This is a genomic window from Rhodococcus artemisiae (assembly GCF_036327795.1).
GTDB lineage: Bacteria > Actinomycetota > Actinomycetes > Mycobacteriales > Mycobacteriaceae > Rhodococcus > Rhodococcus artemisiae.
Genome location: NZ_JAUTXY010000005.1, coordinates 318,487 through 344,560, shown reverse-complemented (window position 1 = coordinate 344,560; position 26,074 = coordinate 318,487). Strand labels below are relative to the sequence as shown.

The following is a 26,074-nucleotide window of genomic DNA, read 5'->3' as shown; positions in this document are numbered from 1 at the left end:
CTTTCGCGATCGGGGGTACTAGACGACGTAGACGTCGACGATGTGGTGGATGTAGTCGTTCTTCAGGACGATCTTCTTCTTCTTGATCACCGGCTGATCACCCGAGACATCGAGCGTGATGAACGTCGTGCCGAAGTAGGTGTCCGTCGTGTTGTAGCGGAAGTACAGCGAGAACCAGTTGTGGCGCAGGTCGATCTCGGTGCCGCGGCGCTCGAGGATCTCGACGTTGGTGATGTTGTGTCCGGTGCGGGGTTCGGGCAACGACGTCGCGGAGGAGCGGTCGGTGCGGATGCGGAACACGCGGTCCTCGAGTCCGCCGCGGTTAGGGTAGTAGATCAGTGAGATCTCGGACTGCGGATCCTCGGTGGTCTTCCCGTTGTCGTCCCACGCCGGCATCCAGTACTCGGCCTCGGGGTGGTAGCACTCGAGCCACTGTTCGAAGTCGCGGTCGTCGAGGAGGCGCGCTTCCTTGTAGAGGAACTGTTCGATGTCGGTCTGCGTCAACTCTGTTGCAGTAGTCATGATCTCGGTTCCTCTCAGAGCGCGGTGGGCTCGCCGGCTGCTGCGGCTTCGGCGTCGACGGCCTTGCGCATCGCGTCGAGCCAGTAGCCGTGCTGGATCGGGTAGAGACCCTCGTCTTCGGTCTTCACCCCGCTGGACAGGATGTTGTCCATGCCGAGGTCCTTCGCGACCTCGTCCGGGCCGTTCAGGACGTGGGTGGCGCCGCGGCTCATGTCGTTCCACGGGGCGGCGGTCGCGAGATAGGTCTTCTGGCAGGACCGGAACTCTTCGAGATCGTCGGGAGTCGCCATGCCGGTGGCGTTGAAGAAGTCCTCGTACTGGCGGATGCGGTTGGCGCGGGACTCGGCGCTCTCGCCCTTGGGCGCGATGCAGTAGATCGTCACCTCGGTCTTGTCCACCGAGATGGGGCGGAAATGTCGGATCTGCGACGAGAACTGATCCATGATGTAGACGTTCGGGTACAGGCACAGGTTGCGCGACGCACCGACCATGAACTCGGCCTTCTTCTCACCGAATTCCTTGGCGAGCTCGTCCTTGCGCGGATACAGCGGGCGGTCCTCCGGGTTGCCCCACCACATCCACAGCAGCAGGTGGCCGTGCTCGAACGAGTAGTAGCCGCCGCCCTGCTTGCCCCACGTGCCGGCATCCATGGCCTTGGTTTCGTTGGCGGACTCACCGGCGGTACGACGCGCGGTGGTGGCCGCGTAGTTCCAGTGCGTTGCCGAGACGTGGTAGCCGTCTGCGCCGTTCTCCGCCTGGAGCTTCCAGTTGCCGTCGTAGGTATAGGTGGACGAACCGCGAAGCACCTCGAGTCCCTCGGGGGACTGATCGACGAGCATGTCGATCATCTTGGTCGAGTCGCCCAGGTGCTCGGAGAGTGGCTTGACGTCGGGGTTGAGCGAACCGAAGAGGAACCCACGGTAGCTCTCGAACTTCGCCACCTTGCGCAGATCGTGGCTGCCGTCGGTGTTGAACTGCTCCGGGTAGCCGGCGTCGCGCGGATCCTTGACCTTGAGAAGCTTGCCGTTGTTGCGGAACGTCCAGCCGTGGAAGGGGCACGTGAAGGTCGTGCGGTTGTCGGTCTTGCGGCGGCACAGCATCGCGCCGCGGTGGCTGCACGCGTTGATCAGGGCGTGCAGTTCGCCTTCCTTGTCGCGGCTGATGACGATGGGCTGACGACCGATGTTGGTGGTGAAGTAGTCGCCGACATTCGGGATCTGGCTTTCGTGCGCGAGGTACACCCAGTTGCCCTCGAAGATGTACTTCATCTCGAGTTCGAAGATCTCTTCGTCGGTGAAGACGTCGCGGCGGATCTGGTGCCGTCCGGTGTCCGGATCTTCGACGAGCGCTCCGTCGATGTGGGTGCGCACGTGTTCCACGATGTCGGTCATGGGTCCTCCAGTGTCGGCGTAGTTCCCGGGACGTACAGGGCTGATGTCCGATTCCGGCTCGTACATAGCTGTCGCGCGGGACTCTGTGGACTGGCTGTGTCCGGTGCGGCTCGGACGGGCTGTGTCCGGCGTTACTACTACCCTGACATCCTGTGTCTACGGTCACACCGGGTAAATGCCTAGTGATACCTAGGACCCGAGGCTCGAGGGACGAAGTGCTCTGGACGAGCGGAATGACCGAATGTCACCTTCGTGAGCTCGAGCTGCATGAAGGTGACATTCGGCCATTCGGCGAGCGGGACCCTACCCGGCGGCGGTGAACTTCTCGCGCCGGATCCGACGCGGCGACATCCGGCGCCGCTTGAACGACTTCACCGAGGCTTCCACGAACTTCTCCGACCCGCAGATGTAGCCCGTGAACTCCTTCGCCGAGGCGACGTCCTCCACGAAGGCATCGGTGACGTAGCCTTCGCGATCGCCACCGTTCTCACGGCTCACGCACGTGACGTATCGGAAACCGGAATTCCTGCTCTCGAGTTCACGGAAGTAGTCGGCGTCGTACACGTCGGCGCAGGTGCGCACGCCGTGGTACAGCAAGATTTCCCGATCCGGGTCCAGCGCGAGCGCATGACGGACGATACCCTTGAGCGGTGCGAGACCGGTGCCGCCGCCGAGCAGCGCCATCGGTCCCGTGTTCTCCTCGTCGAACGTGAAATCGCCGTACGGGCCGGTCATTTCGATACGGTCGCCCACATCGATGGATCCGAACAGCCATTCGGAAGCCACCCCGCCGGGCTGCCGGCGTACATGCAGTTCGAGCAGTTTCGGTTCCGTGGGCGGGTTGGCGAGGGAGTACTGGCGTGTGGTCGAGGTTCCCGGCACGGTGACATCGACGTACTGCCCCGCGGAGAACGTGAGGGGTTCGTCGAGGGTCAGCAGCACGCGTCGTGTATCTGCGGCGATATCGCGCACCTCGGAAACCGTGGCGACGAAGTCGTGCAACACGTGCGTGGACGTGGGCTCCTCTGCGATCGGTGGGTCGATCGTGATATCGCTGCAGGGCGTGGCCTGGCAGGCCAGTGCGAATCCTGCGACGCGTTCGTGCTGAGGGAGTGTGTTCTCGGGCGAAGTCCGGTGGTCGATCGAACCCGAGCGGACCTCGATCTTGCACGTGCCGCACGTTCCCTGATTGCACGAGTTGGGCATCCACACGCCGCTGCGCAGGAACGCGTCCAGAAGGGGCTGATCGGGGCCGCAGTCGACCGATGTGGCGCCGGTAGTGACGGTGTACGACATGTCAGACCTCCCAGGTTGCGTGCAGCGAGGTGGGACCGCGGAAGCCCCAGCCCCAGAACTCGACGTCCTCGCTCGTGTCACGTTCGAGATTGGGGATGGTTTCGAGCAGTTCTTCGAGCCCGATACGGCAGACATGGTTCGCGAAGTAGATGCCCGCGCAGGCGTGGTTGCCGGTGCCGAACGCGAGGTGGGGTAGCGGCGGTCGCGTCATGTCGTACTCGGTGGGGGCTTCGAACGTGTCGGCGTCGTGGTTGGCCGATCCGTAGGAGAGGATGACGACCGACCCTTCGGCGACCTCTGTTCCGGAGACCACGGTGTCGCGCTTGGCGATTCGGGCGGTTCCCGACCAGATCGGCGAGGTCCAGCGCATTCCCTCGGCGATGGCACGGGGGATCAGATCGGGTTCGTCGACGACGGCCTCGAACTGCTCGGGGCGAGTGAACAGGCCGGCCAGTGTCGACGACATGGCGTGCCCAGGTTCCTGCATGGCGCCGAGGAGGAACACGTAGAGCGTCGGGTAGATGTAGTCGCGGTCGCGGGTTTTCCCCTCGGGCATGCCGTCGTGCAGCCAATGTGAGATGGCGCTGTCGTCCGGATGCTCGATCCAATGGTCGATCAGCGGATCGACGATCGACTGGATCTCGGCCTTGGCGGCGTCACCCTCGTCGAATCGTTTCTGGTCGGTGAAGTTGCCGTCGGCATCGACTGCGGCATTCGTGAACGAGTCGGACAGCTTGTGGAACCATTCGCGAAGTGTGTCCGAGCCGACGTCCTCGAGGCCGAGGAGGTCTCCGAGGGCCCGGACGCTCAGTGGCTCGCAGTACTGCGTGACCAGGTCGGCCCTACCGGTGGCGTCGAATGCTTCGAGGTAGCGGCGGGCGATCGGTCGGACGAGTTTCTCGACCCACCGGTCCACTTCGCTCGGCTGCAGCGCCGGTTCGACCATCGACCGCAGATCCTTGTGGATATCGCCGTTGACACCGATGATCGCCGGATGCCCGAATGTGCGGCCACCGGCCGGGGTGATGATCCCTTCGAAGTCGTCACTGTTCGCGATCGTGCGGCACGCTTCCGTTGTCGACGCGACGAATGCCCCCAGCACAGGCACGAATGCGATGGGTGCTTCGGTCCGCAGTCGCTCGTAGACCGGGTACGGGTTGCGTTCGAGTTCGGCCATGGTGACTTCGTCGATCCAGGAGAGAGTGCTCGTCATGGGATGCTCCTCGGGGTGGGTCGTGGGCCCTGTCTCGCGGGGCCTTCCGTACGCTGTGATGAGGACCATATGATCCAGGTCACTCGGAGTTCTACGCCGATTGCGCGGAGTCGATACGCATCGCGCGGAAATGTTGCCGAGCAGGAGCCGGGAGGTGCGCAGGTGGCAGAGTTCGAGGACTGGGAGGACGCCTCCCGGGTGGTCGCCGACGTGTACTTCCCGCACGAGTTGACCATCATGTCCGGTGCCGAGCGACCCGAATTGCAGTTGTCGTCGGTGGATTTCGGCCCGGTGATGATCGGCAGGCTCGCGTGGGGCGTCGATGTGGCGATCGAGTGCGAGTATCCCGGAGCGTACGAGATCAACATTCCGCTCACGGGCACCCTGGAATCCCGGGGCGACGGCGGTGAGGTCGTCTCCGGGCCGGGGCAGGCCACCGTGTTCAGTGCGGACACTCCGAATCGGATCACGCGTTGGGATGCAAAATGTTCCGTCCTGGGCGTCAAGTTCGATCGCGATCATCTCGAGCGAGAGGCCGACCGCATTCTGGGTGCCCCGTTGCGGTCCCGGCTCGTGCTGCCTGATCAGATCGATCTGACCGGCTCGGCCGGTGATTGGCGCCGCCTGGTTGCCTCATTGTCGGATCAGCTCTCCGAAGGCGCGGGTTCGCTTGCCAACCCCCTCGTGTCGCAGCAGCTTGCGGGTGCCGTCACGACCGCGTTCGTGTTGGCGGTGGCACCTCCGAGCGAAGATGCTGCCCCGGCGGCAAGACCGGGGATGGTCCGGCGCGTCCTCGATGCGTTGCACGACGATCCATCACGTCCGTGGACCGCGGCCGATATGGCCGAGATTGCAGGCACCAGCGTGCGACGGATGCAGGAGACGTTTGCAGATTACGTCGGAAACAGTCCTTCCGCAGTACTTCTCGATATCAGGCTGGATCGCGCCCGCACCGAACTCGCGGCAGGCGACTCCGGTCTCACGGTGGCCGAGGTCGCGTTCCGGTGGGGCTTCAGCAGCCCCGGCCGATTCGCGGCGGCGTTCAAGAAGCGGTATGGGACGATGCCCTCGAGAATGTTGCGGCATTGAATACGGAGCTTCAGCGACAAGAGAATTGGGCAGATGCACACCGTTTGACAACTTCCGTTTGACGGTGTGCATCTGCCCAATAGGTGTGTATCTCCGCTACCCGACCCACATGGCCGGGATCGGACGGTCGAAAGACAACTCGGGATAGTCGTCGTCGGCCACCGTTGTTCGCAGCCGCCGCTCGACGAAGTCGTGGCCGTGCGCACGCATGTACCCGATGCACGACACCGTGTAGCCGAGGGAATCGGTGCGATCGGTGCCGGCCGGGCGGAACAGGTTGGGGAATCCGTGCGCTGTCACGGAGGTGGGATCGATACCGCCCGTTTCGCGACCTTGCAGGTGGATCTTCCCGTCGTCGTCGATCACGAACTTCGTCCGGGCGATGACGATCCGACCTACGCGGATCTCCCAGCGATTGTTGATGTCGTCGTACGTGGCTGCCGTTGCGTCGACCATCTCGAGGACGGACAGATGCAGGTCGTCGCGGAGCCGGGTCGCTGCACGCTTCGAAGCGAAGGAGCACCCGAGAACGACGGCATCGAACTCCGGGATGGTGGCAGGGGCACCAGAATTCGACGCGGCAGACATTTCGGGTACTCCTTCGCGGGTGGGTGGATCAGGAACCGCGCGCGGGCGGGTAAGGGTGGGGGTCGTCCGCCCGCGCGCGGTGGCAGGTGTTATTTCTTGTAGAAGGCGCTCACGTCGGCGTTGCCGATGAGGTCGGGCACCGTCCAGCCGTCGAGGTCGTACTCGCTCATGAACTGCTCGGCGAAGCCCTTCATGGAGGCCACGTCACCGCGGGTCTCGGCTGCGAACAGCAGTTCGGCCTTGACGTTCTCGTGGTTGCCGGCGTAGTTCCGCTCGTACAGCTCGTGGCGGCCACCGAATTCGGATCCGATCGAATCCCACAGTGCCTTCATGACCTTGACACGGTCGACGGCCTGGATGCCGTCGGATCCGCGAACGTACTTGTCCAGGTAGGGGCGTACCTCGGGGTTCTTGAAGTCGGCGGCGGACGACGGCAGGTAGATCAGGCCCGAGGCGACGTCCTGCTCGATGATCTCCTTGATGCGTGGGTAGCCCTGCATCGCGAACATCCGGTACGTCAGGCCGTATTCGAGCTTCGGGATGACGGTGTCGCCGATCCACGGTTCGGGATTGTTGACCATGGAGTCGGTCAGCGACCAGAACAGGTTGCGCCAGCCGATGACCTCACCGACGCGGGTCTGTACTCCTCGGAATCCACCGGCGCCGGTGGCGTCGAGGGCCTTCATGAGCAGGCCGGCGATGAAGTCGAGCTTCACGGCGAGGCGGGTGCAGCCCTGCAACGTGAAGCGCTGCAGGAAACCGGAACCCGGCAGGAACTGGTTGATCTTGTCGACGTCCCCGTACATGAAGACGTTCTCCCACGGGACGAGGACCTTGTCGAAGATGAAGATGGCGTCGTTCTCGTCCATCCGGCTCGACAGCGGGTAGTCGAACGGTGAGCCGACGATGTTGGCGTTCTCCGAGTAGGAGGCGCGGGAGATCAGCTTGATGCCGGGTGCGTCCATCGGCACCGTGCAGATCAGCGCGAATTCCTTCTTCTTGATCGGCAGGCCGTAGTGAGCGATGAAGTTGTAGTTGGTGATGGCCGAGCCGGTCGCGACGACCTTCGCGCCGGAGACGATGAGGCCGGCGTCGGTCTCTTTCTCCACCTTCATGAACACGTCGCCGACCTGGTCCGGGGGCAGCTGGCGGTCGACAGGCGGGTTGATGATCGCGTGGTTCCAGTACAGGACCTTCTCCTGCGATTCCCGGTACCAGCGCTTCGCGTTGTCCTGGAACGGGTTGTAGAACTCGTCGTTTGCGCCGAGGGTGCCGAGGAAGGAGGCCTTGTAGTCGGGGGAGCGGCCCATCCAACCGTAGGTCAGGCGTGCCCAGGTGGCGATGGCATCGCGGTCCTTGACCAGGTCGGCCGAGGATTTCGGGGTGCGGAAGAACGGCATCGTGACGCCGCCGTTGCCGGTGTCGGTCGGTGTGGTGAGTGCGTCGACGTGCTCACCGGTGTGCAGCGCGTCGTAGAGGCGCGCGGTCATCCGGATGGAATTGCGGAACGCCGGGTGGTTCGTGAAATCCTTGACCTTCTCGCCGTGCAGGAAGATCTCGCGGCCGTCGTCGATCGAGGCGATGTACTCGTCGCCGGTCATGGGGCGGGTCGCGAAGTTCTTCGTCTGGTTCGCTTCGCACTCGGCGGCGACGTTGACCTTGGAGCGGTCGAGAGTGTCGGAGCGCGGTTCGGTGGTGGTCATGGAATTTCTCCTAGTCCGGTGGGGCAGGGATTCGCTGTGTCAGGGGTTGTCAGGCCGGGGATGTGGCCAGGTGAAGCGGGGTGAACTTGGTCTGGGCGTCGAACCATCCGCTGTGCGGATCGTCCAAGCTGCCGTTCCATGCCGCGGACGCGCTGGGGGCGCCGAGGTCGTGGAAGGTGCTGCGGAAGAAGAGGAGGGGATCCACCTCACGGCTCGAGGCATCGACGATCTCGCCGATGTAGATGACGTGGTCACCGCCGTCGTATTCGCGCCACGGGATGCACGAGATCGTCGCGGCGGTGCCGGCGAGGACCGGGGCGGTGGGGCCGTCCTCCCAGGTCGGCTCGGGCGACTGCGGCCTGCCCGCGAAGTGCATCGCTGTGTCGACCTGGTCGGAGGCGAGGACGTTCACGGCGAACGGTGCGCCCGACAGGAATCCGCACGCCTTCGAGGTGCGGGTCAAGGTGACCTGGCACAGTCGCGGTTCGAGCGACACTGCGGTGAACGCGGTGACGGTGGCGCCGTGCGGTTCGCCGTCCCGGTTGGCGCAGGTGATGACGGTAACGCCACTTGCGAACTGTCCGAAGATGTTTCGCAGGTCTCGCTGTTCCATGTCTGCGTCCTCCCTGTCCGGTTCGATCTGGTGTGACACAGACCATATGGACACCGGAAGAGATGTGCGATCCAGTGAGCGCGGTCACTATCCACCTAGCGCGGCGGGTAGGTATAAAGTCCTTGTTTGCCAGGGGACGTGTCCCTGATCACACTGGAATCAAGGTCCCCGGTATCCGAAAAGACGAGGGTGGATCACAGAATGGCAGAGGATTCGACTCGACACCCGTCCGACTGGGACGAGGTGGAAGAGGTGGTGTCGCATGCGTACTTCTCGCATGACCTCACTCCCCTCGAGAAGGTCGAACCTCGCCTGAACCTGCGCACATTGCCTTTGGGGCCGATCCGGTTGGCCCGGATCGGTTGGGGTGCCGAGGCGTCGGTGCACAGTTCGCACCCGGGAGCCTATGCCGTGAACATTCCCTTGTCGGGCACGATCGAGTCGATCGCCAGTGGCGTCGAGACCGAGTCCGGGGTGGGACAGGCAACCGTGTTCGAGCCGGACATCGACGCGACGATCCGTCGGTGGAGTGGCGACTGCGAGATCGTCGGGGTCAAGCTCGAACGTGATTACCTGCACCGGGAGATGGCCCGCATCCTCGGGCGCCCCGACCTGCACCTTCCCCCTCAGGTCGACCTGTCGACCGACGCGGGGCAGAGCTGGATGGCGTTACTGCGTTCGGTCATCGAGCAGCTCAAATCCGACGAATCCCTCTGGCACAACCCACTGGTTGCCGATCAGCTCTCCGGTGCCCTGACCTCGTCGTTCATTCTCGCGGTGATGCCCGACGACGCCGATCCGACGGGAGGCGCCCGGCCTCGGATCATCAAGCGGGTCCTCGACCGAGTGCACGACGATCCGTCGTTGCCCTGGACGTCGGCGGACATGGCCGAGGTGGCCGGGGTGAGCGTGCGTCGTCTGCAGGAGGGCTTCCGGGAGTATCTCGGTGTCTGCCCTCGCGACTACCTGCTGGACCTGCGGTTGTCGCGCATCCACGAGGAACTCTCTGCGGGATCCGGTAGGAATCTGTCGGTGACGGATGTGGCGTTGAAATGGGGAATCACACACACCGGGCGGTTCTCGGCGGCGTACAAGCGCAAGTACGGAGTAGCGCCCTCGGCCACGCTGCGTTCCTGAAAGCGATGGGCGCCTGATTCGGTATCGGTACTGGTCAGCGGTGGCGGTAGCCGAGTTCTGCGCTCAATGTCTCAGCGCAGTCCACCACGCGTTTGGCACATAGATCCCGGAACGAATCGAGGGTATGGCGTCCCGTCGACGTCGAACACGCGAGCACGCCCACCGCATGGCCGGCGGGGTCGAACACGGGTGCAGCGAGCGAGATCAATCCGTCTTCGAGCTCGGCGGATGCCATCGCGTAACCCTGGCTGCGGACCTCCGCAAGTTCGACGCGGAAGGCGTCGGCGTTGTCGATAGTGGTGGGGGTGAGTTTCTCGAACCGGGTCTCCGCGATCACGGTGTCGACCTGTTCGCGTGGTGACCAGGCGAGCAAGGCGCGACCCATCGACGTTGCGTACGCGGGTACGCGGGTGCCGACCGAGACGTTGATGCTCATGATCCGTCGCACCGGTACGCGGGCCGCGTACACGACCTCGGTCCCGTCGAGCACGCCGAGCGACGCCGATTCGTGGGTGTGGTCGGCGATCTCGACCAATTTGGGCAGAGCAGAATCCACCAGGGTGTGCGAGGCCGTGTAGTGCTGCCCTATGCTCAGGACTCGCGGAGTCAGTGACCAGCGCGTTCCCGTCGATGTAACGTAACCGAGCCGCTGCAGTGTCAGTAGGATTCGACGCACCGCCGGCCGCGACAGGTCGGTCTTGGTCGCAACTTCGGCCAGCGTCGGTTTCGGATCCTTGTCGTCGAAGGCATGCAATACCGCAAAACCGCGTTCGATGCTCTGAACGAAGTCGCGGTCGTTACTCCGGTTGTTGCCTAGGCCGGTGCTCGGCATCACATCTCCTACCTGCGGGACTTGTCGATGTTGCCTCATCCGGTGTTGACAAGCGATGTGACAACACGCACAGTATGTGGTGTACGCACTGCGATCCACAAGTACGCACAGCGTACTTCCGGTAAGTCCGCAGCCCCGGATCCGACCGGACCAGTGCTTTTGCCAGCCGCTTTCCACACCGTTCTCAGCCCCGACGAGGAGAGTCCATGACCACCACCGAGAACCCCACTGCTCACGGTTCCGGCAACGCCGCCACCGACAAGTTCAAGTCCGAGCGGGCCACCTCCGACACGTCCGTCGAGCGTGCGGCCGCGATCTACAAGGACATGCTCGAGGCTCTCGCCGGCATCGTCCACAAGCACGAGGTGACGTACGACGAGTACCGGGTGCTCAAGCAGTGGATGATCGACGTCGGCGAGTACGGCGAGTGGCCGCTGTGGCTGGACGTCTTCCTCGAGCACGAGATCGAGGAAGTGCACTACAACCGCAAGCACTTCACCGGCACCAAGGGGTCCATCGAAGGCCCCTACTACGTGCCGAACGCCCCGAAGCTGCCGTCGAAGTGCACAATGCCGATGCGCGAGAAGGACAAGGTCGCGCCTCCGCTGATCTTCAAGGGCAAGGTGACCGACCTCGAAGGCAACGGTATCCCCGGCGCCACCGTCGAACTGTGGCACGCGGACGAGGACGGCTTCTACTCGCAGTTCGCCCCCGGCATCCCCGAGTGGAACCTGCGCGGCACCATCGAGGTCGACGAGGACGGCAACTACGAGATCACCACGCTCAAGCCGGCTCCGTACCAGATCCCGAACGACGGCCCGACCGGTTGGTTCATCAAGTCCTACGGTGGACACCCGTGGCGCCCCGCCCACCTGCACCTGCTGGTGTCGGCCCCGGGCAAGCGCGCCGTCACCACTCAGCTCTACTTCAAGGGCGGCGAGTGGGTCGACGACGACGTCGCGACCGCGACCAAGCCGGAGCTGATCCTGGATCCGGAGACGAACTCCGACGGCATCGCAGAGGTGACGTACAACTTCGCTCTCGATCCCGAAGCGTGATCCACATCTGACCTCGAATGCCGGTGTCCCACAGGGGCGCCGGCATTCGCCACGAGTGCACCTGCACAGTATCGACCGTCACACCCAGAACTGATTGTGAGCTGACCGAAGATGTCCGACCCCGACCTGGCGATCGTCTCCGTCGAATCGACGATCGTCGACGTGCCCCTGATTCGTCCGCACAAGTTCGCGACCACGACATCGGAAGTGCAGCCGATCCTGTTCGTCGCCGTCACCACCGCCGGCGGAGTCACCGGCTACGGCGAAGGCGTCGTGCCCGGAGGCCCGTGGTGGGGAGGCGAATCCGTCGAGACGATGAAGCAGATCGTCGATCGGTACATCGGCCCGTACATCATCGGTCGCGGCGTCGACGAGATCAGCGGCGTCATGCTCGATATCGAACGGATCGTCGCGAACGCCCGTTTCGCGAAGGCCGCGGTCGACGTGGCCATGCACGACGCGTGGGGCCGCAGCCTCGGTCTCCCGGTCGCGTCGCTGCTCGGCGGCGCTTTCCGCACCGGAGTCGACGTGCGCTGGGCGCTCGGCGCGGCACCTCTCGAGGAGATCGTCGACGAGGTCACCCACAAGATGGAGCAGCGCCTCAACTTCTCCTTCAAACTCAAGATGGGTGCTCTCGATCCTGTCGTCGATACCGAGCGTGTCGTGAAGATCGTGGAGGCGTTCGACGGCAAGGTCGGTTTCAGCATCGACGTCAACGCCCGCTGGGATCGTTTCACCGCCCTGCGACACGTTCCGCAGCTCGTCGACGGCGGTGTCGAACTCATCGAGCAGCCCACCCCGGCCGACCAGCTCGATGTCCTCGCCGAGATCAACCGCCGCGTCTCCGCGCCGGTCATGGCCGACGAATCCGTCCAGACCCCGCACGACGCATACGAGGTCGCCAAGCTTGCCGCGGCCGACGTCATCGCCCTCAAGACCACCAAATGCGGTGGCCTGCAGCGGAGCAAGGAGGTCGTCGCGGTTGCGAAGGCCGCCGGTCTGCGTTGCCACGGCGCGACGTCCATCGAAGGTCCCATCGGAACCGCCGCGTCCATCCACTTCGCATGCGCCGAGCCCGGGATCAACTACGGCACCGAGCTGTTCGGCCCCCAGCTGTTCGCGGTCGAGTTGCTGAAGAAGCCGCTCGAATACTCCGAAGGACAGGTGCACCTGCCGGAGGGGCCCGGTCTGGGTGTCGAGCTCGACATGGATGTCGTGAAGAAGTACGCCCGCGACTGACGTCGTACCCCATTTTCCGCCACAGCCGAAGGAGAAACCCATGGCACTGTTCCATGTTCGGATGGATGTCAACATTCCGCGCGACCTCGACCCCGAGGTGCGCGCCGAGACCATCGCCAAGGAGAAGGCGTACAGCCAGGAACTCCAGCGGGCCGGAAAGTGGCCCGAGATCTGGCGTATCGTCGGCAAGTACAGCAACATCTCCATCTTCGACGTGGACTCGGCCGATGAGCTGCACGAGATCCTCTTCAACCTGCCGCTGTTCCCGTACATGGACATCGAGGTCATGGCGCTGACGAAGCACGGGTCGGACGTCAAGTAGCGGGCGCGGATTCTGTTCGAGTGTGCAGTTGTTGACGTGTTTCTCACTGGAACCGTCGGAAACTGCACACTCGATCGGGCAACTCGTTGGGCGGACGGGCACGGTCGGGCGCAGTCCGGGTCATACTCGAAGTATGAGCCTGCCGCTGCGCGACGTGTACGACGAACCCACCCTCGCCGACCTCCTGCCGTCGGTGCTCGCCTCTGCGGGTGTTGCCGGCGAGATGAACCGTCTCGGACTTGCAGAGTGCTCTCGGACCGTCGTCCTGCTCGTCGACGGTATGGGGTGGGAACTACTGCAACGGAACAAGAAGGCTGCACCGTTCCTCACCTCGGCCCCCGGACACTCGATCCGCGCCGGCTTCCCCACCACAACGGCGGTGAGCATCGCGTCGCTGGGCACCGGGCTCCCGTCGGGTCGCCACGGGATCACCGGCTACCAGTCGTACGTCGACGAGATCGAAGCACCCGTCAACTGGTTGCGATGGACACTCGCGGGCACCGCCATCGACAAGCGCGACGAACTGGTCCCGGAGGACGTTCAACCGCACCCGACGGCGTTCGAGCGTGGCACTGATGCGGGGATCGCCGTCACCACCGTCGTGCCGAGGCATTTCGACGGCAGTGGCCTGACCCGCGCTGTCCTGCGCGGTGGCACGTTCGTCGGTGTCTCCGCCTACGGTGATCTCCTCGCGCGCGTGGTATCGGCGATCGGAGCCGACGAACGCAGCCTCGTCTACTGCTACCTCGGCGAGGTCGACACGCTCGGCCACGTGTACGGGCCAGAATCGGATGCGTGGCTCGCGCAGCTCACCGTCGTCGACCGGTTCGTCGAGCAGCTCGCCGCGGCGCTGCCCCGCGACGCCCGACTGCTCGTCACCGCAGATCACGGCATGATCGACGCCTCCCGTGGGCGCCGCGTCGACTTCGACCACACTTCGGGACTGGGTGAGGACGTGAGCGTCATCGCCGGTGAACCTCGCTGCCGGCACGTCTACACCGACAGCGTCGACACGGTGCTCGAACGCTGGCGGAACGAACTCGGCGACGACATGTGGGTCGGCACCCGCGACGACGTGCTCGCCGCCGGCTTGTTCGGGCCCGAACCCACGCCGTCGCTCGTCGGACGCATCGGCGACATCGTCGCGATCGGGAGAGGGGAGTCGTCCGTCATCCGTACGGACGGTGAGCGAGTGATGTCGGAATTGCCCGGACAACACGGTGCACTCACCGACGACGAACTATTCGTGCCACTGCTACGTCTTCAGTGACCAGCGGGGGTCTTCAGTGGGAGCCGAGTGTGGTGAACCGCAAAACGGGTCGCGACGTGGGCAACGTCGCGTACCCGCAATCCGATTTGTCACATAGTGTGTGCACATGAGCTTCAGAGCTTCTGTGACCTGGCACGATCGGACGAGTCGGATCGCGCTGATCCTTCTATGGATCGTCCGGATCCTCGTCAAGCCGATTCTGAGCATCTGGCCGAGCAACGACTTCGGTATCGGCCTTCTCGGCAGGCTCTCGTGGGTGGTCGACAAGGTCACCCCCAGGCCGCGGTCGGTGCAGATCGTCGACGCCGATCTCGGTGGAGTGCCCGGCGAGTGCATCATCTCGCCCAAACCCGTCGATGACCCTCTCGAGGACGCCACCATCCTGTACTTCCACGGCGGCGGTTTCATCTTCTGTGGGCCTTCGACGCACCGGCAGCTGTGCGTGCAACTCGCGCTCGATTCGGGGGCGCCCGTGTACTCCATGGACTACCGGCAGGTCCCGGCGGTTCCCATTGCGGGGTCGGTCCACGACGCAATGAATGCGTACACCGCTCTGCTCGAGACTGCCGTCGATCCCACCCGGATCATCGTGGGCGGCGACTCGGCCGGTGGGTATCTCGCCGTAAAGGTCGCGGAGATCGCCGCTCGCCGCGGCCTCCAGCGACCGGCTGCCGTCATCGGCTACTCGCCGCTGTTGAGCCTGGATCTCGACGACTCCGGCCATGATCTCGAGTACATGAAGAAGGATGCCTACCTGCCGATCGAGGCGCTCGAAAAGCTGCGCCCGCGCTGGCTGGCGGGTCAGGAAGCGATCGAGGGTGAGATGAACCCTGTCGACGCCGACCCGGATCTCTTCCCGCCGATGTTCCTGTCTGCAGCCGAATTCGAGCTGACGCGACCCGACGTCGAGGACATGACCGAGCGACTCACCGACGCGGGAAAGACGGTGGAAACGCACCTGTGGCGCGAGCAGATCCACGCGTGGCCGGTCCTCGCGCGAGCACTGCCCGAGGCGATGGAACTCATCGGGCTGAGCACCCGGTTCGCGCGGCGTGCCGTGGTCGCAGTCGACGACGGTCGCGCCGCCTGATCCACTACAGGTTGGTGTTCGACGGATCGGTCGAATCCGAAAGTCCCGCACCGTGGCCGCCGTTCTCGGCACCCGGCGGGCACTGCGCACCCGCCGTATAAGAGGTCATCGACAACGATCCGTAGTCGACCCCGCCGACGAGGGTGTCGGGCTGCTCTCCGGATGCGGCGAGCAGTCCGGCGAAGTGCAGCATCGGCAGGAAATGGTCCGGCGTCGGTACGGCTTTCGCGAAATCGGGATGGTCCTGCAAGGCGGCTGCATCGCCGGGCCGGTCGCGCAGCACTTCGCCGGCTGCCTCGTCGAAACGCTGGGCCCAGTCGAACCCTTCGCTCGGCTTCGACGAATCCATACTGCGGAGATTGTGCACGATGTTGCCGCTGCCGACGATCAGCACACCGGCATCCCGCAGTGACGCGAGCGACGCCCCGAGTTCGACGTGATACTCGAGCGGCTTGTACGCGTTGAGGCTCAACTGCACGACCGGCACATTCGCGTCGGGAAACATGTGGGTGAGCACAGACCACGTGCCGTGGTCGATACCCCACGAATCGACGTCGCCACCCACCCATTTCGGTCGTGCGAGATCCGCGATCTCCTCCGTCAGCTCGGGGAGCCCGGGCGCCGGATACTCGACGTCGAACAACTCCTGCGGGAACCCGAAGAAGTCGTGGATCGTGCGCGGCGACGGCATCGCGGTCACTGCGGTGGCATTGATGAACCAATGCGCCGAGATGGACAGGATCGCGCGCGGTGTCGGCACCGACTCCCCGAACGCGGCCCACGCCTGCGTGTACCGGTTCGATTCGAGTGCATTGAGCGGGCTGCCGTGGCCGATGAATGCGACGGGCATACGTGTGGTCATCGAGCGATACTCACCTTTCCGGGGCGATGCGAGGGCGCAACCAGTCGACGAGATCGCCCAGAACCCTGTCGTTCTCGGGTTCGTTGAACACCTCGTGGAACAACCCGTCGTACAGCTTCAGGGTCAGATCCTCCGAGCCCGCGCGGCCGACGATCAGCTGAGCGCCCGCGGGATCGGCGAGAGCATCGGCGGTGCCGTGCTGCACCAGCACCGGCAGTGTGAGGGACGGCAAACGCCGCGCCAGGCTCTGCTCGTTGTCGATCATTACGCGTGCGATCCCAGCGGGAACCAGCCCGTGGTGGACCAATGGGTCGGCCTGGTACGCCGCGACGACCGCCGGATCTCGCGATACCGCGTTGCTGTCGAGTTTCTGTATCGGAAGGTCGGGCAGGAAACGGCCGATCACCTTGCCGATTTCCACAACCGGACCGGGCGTTCCGGAGGTGACCACCACTGCGGGCCCGGACAGTGCGAGCGCCGTCAGACGGTCCTGGTGGTCGAGCGCATACGCCAGCGCGATCGCGCCACCCATCGAATGCCCGAGCAGGAAGACCGGTAGACCCGGATAGGCCTGCGTCGCGATATCGAACAGCCGGTCGAGGTCGTCGGTGAACTCCGACATCTCGCGCGCGTGCAGGCGTTTGCCGCCGGAACGGCCGTGACCGTGATGGTCGAGCGCGAACACGACCAGGCCCAGTGAACCCAGGCGCTCAGCGACGTGGTCGTAGCGTCGCGCATGTTCGCCGAGTCCGTGCGCCAACACCACCACCCCGGTTACCTCACCGTTGTCGGGCGACCACACGTCGTACACGATTCGAGTGCTGTTGCCCCCGGTGAACGAGGACTCGGTGCGCTGCATGGGCATCTCCTACCGGGTGGTCACATGGCCGTCCTCCGCATCTTTCCACGGGGGCACCCTCCGAGCTTGTGGACTCGACGAGACCGGAGGAACCTCGGAAAGGGGACCTCATAGCGAGAGGGATCGTGATGGACACAGTGATCACCGAAATTGCTCCCGATGTCTACCGGCTGTCCACGTTCGTCGACGAGGCGAACCTGACGATGAACCAATTCCTGATAGGTGGCGACGAGCCGCTGTTGTTCCACACCGGGTATCGGTCGTTGTTCCCTTCCGTCTCCGACGCGGTCGCACGACTGATCCCGCTGAATCGGTTGCGGTGGATTACATTCGGTCACGTCGAGGCGGACGAATGCGGCTCGATGAACTCGTGGCTCGCCGTAGCGCCGGCTGCCGAAGTCGCGCACGGCGCAATGGCGTGCTTCGTTCAGGTCAACGACCTCGCCGACCGGCCGCCACGGCCCTTGCAGGACGGCGAAGTGCTGGACACAGGTCTGCGCCGAGTCCGCCACATCGACACGCCCCATGTGCCACACGGGTGGGACGCCGGACTGATGTTCGAGGAGACCACGTCGACGCTGCTGTGCGGCGACCTGTTCACAGCATTCGGCAGCTATCCGGCGCAGACGGACAGCGAGATAGTAGGCCCCGCATTGGCAGCGGAAGATATGGGACACGCGACGTGCCTGACACCGGAATTGGCCCCGACCATCCGTGCGCTCGCAGACTTACAGCCGCGCATGCTCGCACCGATGCATGCACCTGCGTACGAGGGTGACTGCCACGCGGCTCTCGGCGACCTCGCCGCGGCCTACGAAGAGCGATTCACCGCTGCACTCGAAAGTGTCCGCCCCGACGACGTGAACAAATGCGATTGACGTCGTCGCGGGGATCGGTATCCTGGACGACGTGATTCAAGCGCTTCTCTTCAACTGACGACACCGATCCGTACCTCGTGACGTAGCCGAGGCGACGGGTCGAGCTGTGTCCACCGGCCTGTTCTCATGGCCGTTCGTCAGAAGCGCATGCCCCATCTGTCGTGGGCCGAGTGCGCCTCCCCGGAGGAACAATGACCACCATTACCCTGCCCCAACGCGCTCGAGCCCAACTCGGTGCTCACGACGTACACATTGCTCGCGGCGGTCGTCCCGTCCTGCAGGGTGTCGATCTTGCGGTGACACCCGGTTCGCGTATCGGGGTCGTCGGGGACAACGGCCGCGGCAAGTCCACGCTGGTGGATGTCCTCGCCGGGCATCTCGAGCCCGATCGAGGCGAGGTGCGATGCTTAGGCTCGCTCGGTGTCGCCGAGCAGGAGATGGCCGTCACCGAAGGACGCACCGTCGGTGACCTCATCGATATCGAACTCGTCCATGTCCGTGAGGTGTTGCGCCTGCTCGATGAGACCGCGCAGGCCCTTGCAGACGACCGACCCGGCGCGGCGGACGCGTATGCCGAAGCCTTGGATGCTGCCGAACTACTCCACGCGTGGGATGCCGACCGGCGCGTCGATACCGCACTGGAAGCGCTGGGCGCGGTGACCGACCGGTCGCGTCTCCTTGCCGAGATGTCGGTGGGGCAGCGCTACCGCGTCCGATTGGCGGGTATCCTCGGCGCAGAGCACGATTTCCTGCTGCTCGACGAGCCGACCAACCACCTGGACGCGTCGGGGCTCGAATATCTGACCGAACGGCTGCAGCAGACGCGCAGCGGTGTCGTCCTCGTCAGCCACGATCGTGCGCTGCTCACCGATGTGGCGACGTCGATCCTCGATCTCGATCCCAGCGTGGACGGCCGCCCCCGCCTGTACGGCGGCGGCTACGCCGGATACCGCAAGGGACGTGTCGCGGAGTACGAGCGGTGGGTCGCCGAGTACGCACGCCAACAAGCAGAGCATGCGCGTCTTGCGGTGGACCTCGAGGCAGCCCAGGATCGGCTCGTCACAGGGTGGCGGCCCGACAAGGGCACCGGCAAGCATCAGCGAGCGACCCGCGCCCCGGCGCTGGTGCAGTCGGTGCACCGGCGACAGGACGCGCTCGACGAGCATGCGGTGACCACTCCACCACCGCCGCTGCGGTTCTCGATGCCCGCACTCGGCGCCGAGCTCGACGGGATCGCTCCCGACGTTCCGCTGATCCGAGCGGAGGACGTTACCGTATCAGGACGGCTCACCACCCCCGTCTCGCTGTCCCTCGGTGCGCGCGCACGACTCGCCGTGACCGGGCCCAACGGGGCCGGGAAGTCGTCGTTCCTCGCCGTGCTTGCCGGCGAACTGACACCCACGTCCGGAGACCTGGACATTGCGGAGCTCGTGCGGGTCGGACGCCTTGCCCAGGAATCGCCCGCGCCCTCAGCGGCCCGTGTCCGGGAAGTCTACGAGCGGCATGTCGGTGCGCTCGAATCTGCAGGCATCGTCCCGGGTGAGGAACTGGTGGCACTCGAGCATCTGGGTCTGTTCACCGAACATGATCTCGGTCAACGAGTCCGGGATCTGTCGATGGGGCAGCAACGCAGGCTCGACCTCGCTATGGTGCTCGCAACCCGACCGCACGTGCTGCTGCTCGACGAGCCGACCAACCACCTGTCGATCACGCTGGTCGACGAGCTGACCGACGCGCTCGGTGTGACCGACGCGGTCGTCGTGCTCGCGACACACGACCGGCAGCTGCGACGAGACATCGCCGAGTGGCCGCATCTGGCGTTGACGTAAGCGATCACCCCGGTGTGAGCGAATGTATCGTCGGCTCGATTGATCAAGCCCGATGATCCATTCGCTCAGAACACGGTGGTAAGCCACGCCACCGGTTGACCGTGGTCAGCCGTATACCTGCGCGTAGAGATCTCGGATCTCTGCGTCGCTCGGGACCAGCGGATTGTTGTTCGGCGAGCCGGACGCCAAAGCCTGCTCGGCCATGAGCGGAATCAGTTCGTCCCACTGAGTCTTGTCGATGCCGTAGGCCTTGGGCGTCGGGACCTGAACGTCGCGGCACAGTTCGCGTAGTGCTTCGACGAGGTGGTTCGCGGCGGCGGTGTCATCGTCGCCGGATGTCGCGACCCCGAGCGCGCGGGCGCAGTCGGCGTAGCGGGCTTCGGCGGCGCCCACGGAGAAGGCGGTGACCGCCGGAAAGAGCATCGCGTTGGACAACCCGTGGGCGACGTGGAAGTGCGCGCCGATCGGGCGGCTCATGCCGTGCACGAGTGCGACCGACGAGTTGGAGAACGCGATGCCTGCCTGGGTGGCTGCGAGCATCATCTGCTCACGGGCCTCGGCGTCGTTGCCGTCGGCATATGCCCGTCGCAGTACCTTTCCGATCGTGCCGATGGCGATGAGAGCGAGGCTGTCGGAGAACGGATTCGCTTTGCGGCTGACGTACGCCTCGATGGCGTGGGTGAGCGCGTCGACGCCGGTGTCGGCGGTCAGTCGAGGCGGCATCGACAGCGTCAGTTCGTAGTCGATCACCGCTGCGACCGGAAGGAACGCCAGGCCGGGGCAGAGCATCTTCTCGTCGTTGGTGCTGTCGGTGATGACGGTGAACTGGGTTGCTTCCGAACCGCTTCCGGCTGTGGTGGGTACGGCGATGATCGGGAGGGCGGGCCCGATGTTGTTGCGCGGGGCCTTGTACTCGCGCATCTGCCCGCCCTGCCGGCCGAGGATGCCGAGTGCCTTGGCGGTGTCCATCGGGCTGCCGCCGCCGAACCCGATGACGGAATCGGCGTCGTGTTCGGCGAGTGCGGCGACACCCGCTTCGAGGGAGTCGGTGGTGGGGTCGGGCACGGTGTCTGCGAACAGGCGCGCGGTGGCGCCGGCGGCGTCGAGGTTGTCGAGCATCTTCTCGGCCGCGCCGGTGCCGACCTGGAACGAATCGGTGACCACGAGTGGGCGGGACAGGCCGAGGCTCGCGACGACGTCGCCGATCTCGCGGACGGCTCCGCCGCCGATGCGCATGATGCGCGGCAGCGCGATGGGTGCAGTCATGCTCGGATCATGTCACCCGAGGCGGTCGAGTGTGCACTGGGACACACCTTGTGCACGGCTGGGACCGCGCCCACGTCGGTGTCAGTAAAATCTGCCCGGATTATCGGAACTGCGTGGATTGGGGCGGTACAGCTGTGATGAAGAGACTTGTTTCCGCGTTGGGTGCGCTGGCGCTGCTGCCCGCGCTCGCTGCGTGCGGATCGTCGGACGGCACTGCCGACGCAGCGGAATCAGCACCCACGAGTGCAGTACAGTCGGATTCCGATCCCTCCGTGTTGACCCTGGACGAAGTGGAGTCGATGCTGGCGGCGTTGGAGGACATGACCGGAGCTTCGAGAAACGAGATTCGCATCTCGGCGATCTCGTACTCACCGGCCGGAAGCCTCGCTGTCGATGCGCTCGACCCCGCTGCGCCGACCGAGTTCAACCAGTACATAGCGAACATCTACACCGACCGTCGCGAGATTCGGCCCTACGACTACGGCGGGGCAGACAAGTACGAGGCCCTCGAGGCAACGTTGTTCCCGGCAGGCGAGGCGACACCCGAGATTGTTCACCGGGCGTGGGAAGACTCGTTCACGCGGGTGGAAGGTGATCCTGCGGACCTCGATGCCTCCGGTCCGAGAGTGTCCCGGGACCGTTCGGGCGTCGTCGAGATTGCAGTCGTCAACGGACCCGAACGCGACCGTCAGTCGGTGTACTACGACGCGCAAGGGAACTTCGTCGAAGTGTCCTGAATCCGTGGAATCACAGAACAGCGGGGGCCGCATCCGAATCCGGATGCGGCCCCCGCTGGCGTGTATGTAGTTCCTACGGTGCGTCGGCCCGTGCCGGCTCGGCAGTAGGAACAGTGGATTCGGCCCGAGCAGGTCTCATGGCGAGCAGCGCCACTGCGGCGAGCACGACGACTCCCGCGACCGCGAAGTACAACTGCTCCGGCGTCCACCCCGAGTCGAGAAGCACGCCGACCGCGGTGGGAGCGAGAATCGCTCCGGCCCGGCCGACGCCGATGGCCGCGCCGACGCCTGTGGTGCGCACTGTCGGTGCGTACAGCGACGGAGCCAGAGTGTAGAGCCCGGCGATGCAGCCGTTGATGAGGCCACCGATCACGATGCCGAGCGCGAACGCCACGGTCAATGTCGAGATGGAGACGATGAAAATGGCCATCGCCAGCGCAGAGGACAGCGTGAAGGTGATCAGGACGGCTCGGGTGGTCCACCGGCTTGCGAGCAACCCGAAGAGAATGGATCCGACGGTGCCGCCGAGTGTGAGCATCATTCCGGCGGTGGCGCTCTGGTCCTTCGTGAGTCCTGCGGTCTCGAGCAGAGACGGGGTCCACGAGTTGACGAAGTAGAAGCCGAACATCGTGGCGAAGAATGCTGCCCACAGCAGCATCGTGGGGCGCATATTGCTGCCGGAGAAAAGATCCGAGATGCGCCCTGCCTTTGCGGGGACGGTCCCGGCAGGTGCGTCGAGTGACTCGACGGGTTCCTGGCCGATCCGCCGCGCGATGAGGTTGACGCGGTCCAGGTCCGCCGCGCGCCCCCGGCTGGTCAGGAAGTCGAGCGACTCCGGCAGTAGGAGAGCGAGGATCGCCAGGACCACGCCGGTGAGGATCGCACCGACGACGAAGACGGAGCGCCAACCGTATTCGGCCTGCAGGCTCACTGCAGCAATGCCACCGAGGGTGGCCCCGACGCCGTAACCGGCTGTGTAGATGCTGATCGCAAGGCCGCGCCAGCGGGCCGACGAGTACTCGCTGGCGATCACGGTGGTGCAGGCGAGGATGCCGCCGATGCCCAGGCCGGTGATGACCCGCCAGGTGCCGAGTTCCCACGCGGATCCGGCGGTGGCGGACAAGGCCATTCCGAGGGTGGCCATGGCCACCGAAGTCAGGATGAGTGGGCGGCGGCCGATCCGGTCGGCGATCGGTGCGAGGGTCAGAGCGCCGACGGCCATTCCGATCAGACCTGCGCTGAGGAGAATTCCGATCTCGGCGCCGCCGAGAGCGAACTCGGCACCGATGCTCTTGGCGGTGAACGCCAATGCCATCACGTCGAATCCATCGAGAATGTTGAGGACGACACACAGGCCGACGATCAACCATTGGTAGGGGCGCATCGGGGAGGCGTCGATACGGGTACGAAGGTCCATGCGATTCCTTCTGAGGGTCAGGGGGTATCGAGGGTGATGACACCAGGCGCGGAGCGCGCGCCGGGATCGGAAGGGCGGTGTGCAACGCGCGATACGCACGCGCACATCTTGGTGGAATCGGTCTTCTGCGCTTCGCTGAAGAACACGTCGCGGTGATCGACCTGGCCGTCCACCGAGGCGATACCGACCTGGCACAGGCCGCATTCGCCCTTGCGGCAGTCGAACATCATGTCGACCCCGGCACGTTCGAGGGCATCGAGCATCGATTCGCCGGTACCGACCGTGGTCGTGAGACCGAGGCCGGGGACGGCGACGACGAATTCTTCGGCGTCGAACCATCCGCTGTTCCCGAAGGTTTCGTATCGCAGGTTCGGTGTGGGCAGCGTGTGATCGCTCCATGCCCGGCGCACGGCATCCATCAGGCGGATCGGCCCGCACATGTACAGCTCGGTTCGGGTATCGACGTGCTCGACCAGGGTGGTCACGTCGAGACCGGTTCCTTCGTCATCGATATGGATCTCGAGGCAATCACCGTGCAGTTCCTCGAGTTCGGGCAGGAACGCCATCGCCGAGCGGGTGCGGCCCACGTAGACGAACCGGTAGTCGGAGCCCATGCGGCGCAGGACAGCGCCCATCGCGCTCACCGCGGTGATGCCGATTCCTCCGGCAAGCAGGACGTAGCTCGGCGCACCGACCCGCAGCGGGAAATTCTGCAGCGGGGCGGTGATGTCGAGTTCGTCGCCCGGGCGCAGCGAATGCATGTATGTGGAGCCGCCGCGCGACGTGGGGGACAGGTGGACACCGAGGGTGATACTGCCCCCGTCGGCGCCACCGGACACCACAGAGTACGAGCGCACGTCCCCGGACGGGAGACGCACGTCGACATGAGAGCCGGGTTCGGGGCGTACGGGGGTGTCGGTGACGATGGTGATCTTCGCGATCGAATCGGCGACCGCGTCGACGGCCGTGACGCGGCCACGCTGCCACATGATCTGCACAGTGCTCATGTCAGTGCACCTGCTCCGGGGTCGCCGAATTCGCGGCCAGGGTGCGTTCGGCTTCGATCATGCGCTGGATGAGTCGTCGGACCCACATGCCGCCGGCATCGATGTTGAGGTTGTAGAACTCGTGGCCGGGGTTCGCGTCGATCGCTTTCTGCTGCGCAATGAGCATTTCCTCGTCTTCCTCGAAGACGCCGTGCACACCGTCGCGCAACTGCGTGGTGATGAGCTGACTGTCTACTCGGTAATTGCGCATGAAGGCCCAGAAGTACAACGCGGTGCGTTCGTCGATCGGCGAGATCGTGTTCATGACAAAGCCGTTGACGCCCCGGCTCCGGTCGCCGTCGGGTGCTCCGGTACCTGCTTCGGCGACGCCGACGTCGATGCGGATCGTCGACGGTGCCTGGAACTCGATGATCTGCCACCGGTCGACCTTGCCCTCGAAGCCGGGGAATTTGTCGCGCATGTTCTTCAGCCAGAACGGTGGTGCATCGATGTCGTGCATCCAGCGCGTCACGGTGACGGTGCGGTCGTCGTGCGTGACGACGAAGTCGGATTCGCTCAGTTCGTCCTGCCCGATCGACGACGAATGCACGAACTCCTCATGCGTGAGATCCATGAGGTTGTCGAGTACCAGCTGGTAGTTGGCCTGCACATCGATGGTGCGGCCGTCGCCGGCCCATTCGGGCGAGTCCATCTGGAACATGTCGGGGATCGTGTCGGGGTCCGCGAGCAGTGGGTCGCCCGGCCAGACCCAGACGAACCGGTGTCGTTCCACGACGGGGTACGACGCGACCATCGCCGACGGGTTGATCGTCTGCTGCGCAGGCATGTGGGTGCATCGACCGGCCGAGTTGTACTGCAGGCCGTGGTACGGGCACTGGATGCCGTCGACGCCGACGAGGGTGCCCATGGACAGCGGGGCGAGTCGGTGCCAGCAAGCGTCGGCGAGGGCGACGGGACGTCCCTCTTCGGTGCGGTAGAGCGCCAGCGGTGTGCCGGCGATGGTGCGGGAGAGGATCTCGCGTCGGCCTACTTCGTGATCCCACGCCGCGACGTACCAGGTGTCGAGTGGGTAGGCCATGTTCTTTGCGGTTGCGCCGCCGGGTCCGAGGTCGGTCATCTGGGGTCCTTCGATCACTGGCTGAACTATCTATCTACATAGGTAGTTGGTGAGCTGGCGCACACACTATCTATGGATATAGTGGTTTGGCAAGAGTGGAATACTCCCCGCAAGGAAGGTGGTGGCCTATGAGTCTGCGTTACGCCCTGCTCGCCCTGCTCACGGCCGAGCCGCTGACCGGTTACGACGCTGCGAAACGTTTCGGTGGGTCGGTCGGGCATGTCTGGCATGCTCCCGACTCGCAGATCTATCCGGAACTCCGCCGCATGGAAAAAGAAGGGCTCATCGAAGGCGAACAGGTGCGCTGGGGGCCGAAGAGCACCAAGACCCGCTACTCGATAACCGACTCGGGTGTTCTGGCATTCCGCGAGTGGATGGATTCACCACTCGACTACGCACCGGTTCGCGACGCCGCGCATATGCGAGCCGCGTACTTCGAATGGGCCGACCCTGACAGCGCCCGCGACTGCCTGCGCCGCCACATCGATCACTATGCCGACCAGATTGCGTGCTGGACCGTGGTGCGCGCTGCGATCGTCGATGCCACCAACGCCACCATCGCGGTCCGGTTGCGGAAGTATCCCGCCGAGGAGCACGAACGGATCGTCGCATTCAAGGCCTTCGCGTACGACGGGCTCATCGCGCGCGGTGAGGTCGAAATCGAATGGGCACGGAAGGGGCTCGAACTCCTCGACAAGGTGTCTCCCGAGAAATACTGACACGCACGGTTTCTCGGTGG

The 26,074-nt window shown here is 64.7% G+C and carries 25 protein-coding genes; 11 read left to right on the top strand and 14 right to left on the bottom strand.

Annotated features, from left to right (window positions below):
- Positions 1-18 precede the first annotated feature (18 nt).
- The 4 genes from benB to Q7514_RS14055 form a co-directional block, all read right to left on the bottom strand.
- Positions 19-522 carry a benzoate 1,2-dioxygenase small subunit gene (gene benB / locus Q7514_RS14070; RefSeq protein WP_330133876.1) on the bottom strand — a complete coding sequence of 168 codons (504 nt, stop codon included), beginning with the start codon at positions 520-522 and terminating at the stop codon, positions 19-21.
- 14 nt (positions 523-536) lie between these two features.
- Complete coding sequence (gene benA / locus Q7514_RS14065; RefSeq protein WP_330133875.1) at positions 537-1,913, bottom strand: benzoate 1,2-dioxygenase large subunit; 1,377 nt, start codon at positions 1,911-1,913, stop codon at positions 537-539.
- Between the two features lie 303 nt (positions 1,914-2,216).
- A complete protein-coding gene (locus Q7514_RS14060; protein WP_330133874.1) occupies positions 2,217-3,209 on the bottom strand; it encodes an FAD-binding oxidoreductase in 993 nt (330 codons plus the stop codon).
- A gap of 1 nt (position 3,210) precedes the next feature.
- Complete coding sequence (locus Q7514_RS14055; protein WP_330133873.1) at positions 3,211-4,422, bottom strand: cytochrome P450; 1,212 nt, start codon at positions 4,420-4,422, stop codon at positions 3,211-3,213.
- 162 nt (positions 4,423-4,584) lie between these two features.
- Between Q7514_RS14055 and Q7514_RS14050 the strand changes: the two genes are divergently transcribed.
- A complete protein-coding gene (locus tag Q7514_RS14050) occupies positions 4,585-5,511 on the top strand; it encodes an AraC family transcriptional regulator (protein WP_330133872.1) in 927 nt (308 codons plus the stop codon).
- A 96-nt stretch (positions 5,512-5,607) separates the two neighbouring features.
- Here the strand turns inward: Q7514_RS14050 and Q7514_RS14045 are convergent, their stop codons facing one another.
- From Q7514_RS14045 to Q7514_RS14035, 3 genes are all read right to left on the bottom strand, one after another.
- Positions 5,608-6,099 carry a hypothetical protein gene (locus Q7514_RS14045; protein ID WP_330133871.1) on the bottom strand — a complete coding sequence of 164 codons (492 nt, stop codon included), beginning with the start codon at positions 6,097-6,099 and terminating at the stop codon, positions 5,608-5,610.
- Between the two features lie 89 nt (positions 6,100-6,188).
- The gene (locus Q7514_RS14040) at positions 6,189-7,802 is read right to left on the bottom strand and encodes a 4-hydroxyphenylacetate 3-hydroxylase family protein (protein WP_330133870.1); all 1,614 of its coding nucleotides are present in this window, start codon (positions 7,800-7,802) and stop codon (positions 6,189-6,191) included.
- A 49-nt stretch (positions 7,803-7,851) separates the two neighbouring features.
- On the bottom strand, positions 7,852-8,415 hold the full coding sequence (locus Q7514_RS14035; protein ID WP_330133869.1) for a flavin reductase family protein: 564 nt from the start codon (positions 8,413-8,415) through the stop codon (positions 7,852-7,854).
- 201 nt (positions 8,416-8,616) lie between these two features.
- On the opposite strand from Q7514_RS14035, the gene Q7514_RS14030 reads away from it, so the two are divergent.
- Positions 8,617-9,552: an AraC family transcriptional regulator gene (locus Q7514_RS14030; protein WP_330133868.1), complete on the top strand. Its 936-nt coding sequence runs from the start codon at positions 8,617-8,619 to the stop codon at positions 9,550-9,552.
- Positions 9,553-9,586: 34 nt separating this feature from the next.
- Here the strand turns inward: Q7514_RS14030 and Q7514_RS14025 are convergent, their stop codons facing one another.
- Entirely contained in the window at positions 9,587-10,384 is a 798-nt protein-coding gene (locus Q7514_RS14025; protein ID WP_330133867.1) for an IclR family transcriptional regulator domain-containing protein, read from the bottom strand.
- Positions 10,385-10,590: 206 nt separating this feature from the next.
- Here Q7514_RS14025 and catA point away from each other — a divergent pair, with 206 nt between their 5' ends.
- The 5 genes from catA (at position 10,591) to Q7514_RS14000 (ending at position 15,363) form a co-directional block, all read left to right on the top strand.
- Positions 10,591-11,442, top strand: coding sequence for a catechol 1,2-dioxygenase (catA, locus tag Q7514_RS14020; protein WP_330133866.1), 852 nt, complete (start codon positions 10,591-10,593; stop codon positions 11,440-11,442).
- 111 nt (positions 11,443-11,553) lie between these two features.
- Positions 11,554-12,681 carry a muconate/chloromuconate family cycloisomerase gene (locus Q7514_RS14015; protein WP_330133865.1) on the top strand — a complete coding sequence of 376 codons (1,128 nt, stop codon included), beginning with the start codon at positions 11,554-11,556 and terminating at the stop codon, positions 12,679-12,681.
- Positions 12,682-12,721: 40 nt separating this feature from the next.
- Positions 12,722-13,003: a muconolactone Delta-isomerase gene (gene catC / locus Q7514_RS14010; protein WP_054805083.1), complete on the top strand. Its 282-nt coding sequence runs from the start codon at positions 12,722-12,724 to the stop codon at positions 13,001-13,003.
- A 133-nt stretch (positions 13,004-13,136) separates the two neighbouring features.
- Positions 13,137-14,273, top strand: a complete 1,137-nt coding sequence (locus Q7514_RS14005; RefSeq protein ID WP_330133864.1) for an alkaline phosphatase family protein — start codon at positions 13,137-13,139, stop codon at positions 14,271-14,273.
- 106 nt (positions 14,274-14,379) lie between these two features.
- On the top strand, positions 14,380-15,363 hold the full coding sequence (locus Q7514_RS14000) for an alpha/beta hydrolase (protein ID WP_330133863.1): 984 nt from the start codon (positions 14,380-14,382) through the stop codon (positions 15,361-15,363).
- A 4-nt stretch (positions 15,364-15,367) separates the two neighbouring features.
- On the opposite strand, the gene ygiD is transcribed toward Q7514_RS14000, so the two are convergent.
- A complete protein-coding gene (gene ygiD / locus Q7514_RS13995) occupies positions 15,368-16,213 on the bottom strand; it encodes a 4,5-DOPA-extradiol-dioxygenase (protein WP_330133939.1) in 846 nt (281 codons plus the stop codon).
- Positions 16,214-16,235: 22 nt separating this feature from the next.
- Entirely contained in the window at positions 16,236-17,084 is an 849-nt protein-coding gene (locus Q7514_RS13990) for an alpha/beta hydrolase (protein WP_330133862.1), read from the bottom strand.
- Positions 17,085-17,212: 128 nt separating this feature from the next.
- Between Q7514_RS13990 and Q7514_RS13985 the strand changes: the two genes are divergently transcribed.
- Together Q7514_RS13985 and Q7514_RS13980 are read left to right on the top strand one after the other, a co-directional pair.
- Complete coding sequence (locus Q7514_RS13985) at positions 17,213-17,962, top strand: oxygen-binding di-iron domain-containing protein (RefSeq protein ID WP_330133861.1); 750 nt, start codon at positions 17,213-17,215, stop codon at positions 17,960-17,962.
- A 191-nt stretch (positions 17,963-18,153) separates the two neighbouring features.
- Positions 18,154-19,791, top strand: a complete 1,638-nt coding sequence (locus tag Q7514_RS13980; protein ID WP_330133860.1) for an ABC-F family ATP-binding cassette domain-containing protein — start codon at positions 18,154-18,156, stop codon at positions 19,789-19,791.
- 105 nt (positions 19,792-19,896) lie between these two features.
- On the opposite strand, the gene Q7514_RS13975 is transcribed toward Q7514_RS13980, so the two are convergent.
- Positions 19,897-21,057 (bottom strand): iron-containing alcohol dehydrogenase, encoded by a 1,161-nt coding sequence (locus Q7514_RS13975; protein WP_330133859.1) that lies wholly within the window; start codon positions 21,055-21,057, stop codon positions 19,897-19,899.
- A gap of 137 nt (positions 21,058-21,194) precedes the next feature.
- Here Q7514_RS13975 and Q7514_RS13970 point away from each other — a divergent pair, with 137 nt between their 5' ends.
- Positions 21,195-21,794, top strand: a complete 600-nt coding sequence (locus Q7514_RS13970; protein WP_330133858.1) for a hypothetical protein — start codon at positions 21,195-21,197, stop codon at positions 21,792-21,794.
- Between the two features lie 73 nt (positions 21,795-21,867).
- On the opposite strand, the gene Q7514_RS13965 is transcribed toward Q7514_RS13970, so the two are convergent.
- The 3 genes from Q7514_RS13965 to Q7514_RS13955 are packed head-to-tail and all read right to left on the bottom strand — an operon-like array spanning position 21,868 to position 25,335.
- Positions 21,868-23,211 (bottom strand): MFS transporter, encoded by a 1,344-nt coding sequence (locus Q7514_RS13965; RefSeq protein WP_330133857.1) that lies wholly within the window; start codon positions 23,209-23,211, stop codon positions 21,868-21,870.
- Between the two features lie 17 nt (positions 23,212-23,228).
- Entirely contained in the window at positions 23,229-24,218 is a 990-nt protein-coding gene (locus Q7514_RS13960) for a PDR/VanB family oxidoreductase (protein WP_330133856.1), read from the bottom strand.
- Between the two features lies 1 nt (position 24,219).
- Entirely contained in the window at positions 24,220-25,335 is a 1,116-nt protein-coding gene (locus Q7514_RS13955) for an aromatic ring-hydroxylating dioxygenase subunit alpha (protein WP_330133855.1), read from the bottom strand.
- A 128-nt stretch (positions 25,336-25,463) separates the two neighbouring features.
- On the opposite strand from Q7514_RS13955, the gene Q7514_RS13950 reads away from it, so the two are divergent.
- Positions 25,464-26,054 (top strand): PadR family transcriptional regulator, encoded by a 591-nt coding sequence (locus Q7514_RS13950; RefSeq protein ID WP_330133854.1) that lies wholly within the window; start codon positions 25,464-25,466, stop codon positions 26,052-26,054.
- Positions 26,055-26,074 lie beyond the last annotated feature (20 nt).